Raw genomic sequence first — 523 nt, 5'->3', positions numbered from 1 at the left:
CGCCGCGTCGGCCCGAGGACCAGGCGCGGGCGGCGCTCGCCTGCGCCCGTGCCGCGAACCTCGCCTACGGTCTGGGACGGCCCGAGGAGGCCGACCGGGTGCTGTCGATCGCCCTGGAGACCGTCACGCTGCCGGCGGCCCGCCAGCGGCTGATGGTGGAGAAGGCGTTCGCGGCGCTGCACCGCGCGTCCAGCCGGGAGGCCCTGGATCTGGCCGACGACGCCGCGGCCGTCACTCCGGCGCCCGCGTTGACGGCCGCCAGGATCTCCTCGGTCGAGGCCGTCGCCGCGGCGCTCACCGGCCAGGCCGGCGCCGGGCTGGAGAAAGTCCGGCAGGGGCTCGGCCTGATCGGCTCCTGGGCCCTGCAGGACCCGCAGGTCGGCGCGTTGCTGGAGTTCGCCCGTTACAGCATCTGGATGTCGGTCGGTGATCTCGACGCCGCGGGCGAGGAGGGCGCCGAGGAGGATCCCGTCGCGCACGCCGCCGCCCAGGCGCGGGTGCTGCGCGCCCGCGGCCAGGTGCA

General features: G+C 76.9%; 1 protein-coding gene. It reads left to right on the top strand.

Features of this window, described 5'->3' with window-relative positions; genetic code table 11:
- A partial coding sequence (locus ACYVE7_RS35585; RefSeq protein ID WP_460371123.1) for a hypothetical protein occupies nucleotides 1-523 on the top strand: 523 nt, incomplete at both ends.

Source organism: Actinocorallia lasiicapitis (assembly GCF_054778695.1).
Note: the sequence above shows the minus strand (reverse complement) of the source record. Positions and strands in the feature narration are given on the sequence as shown.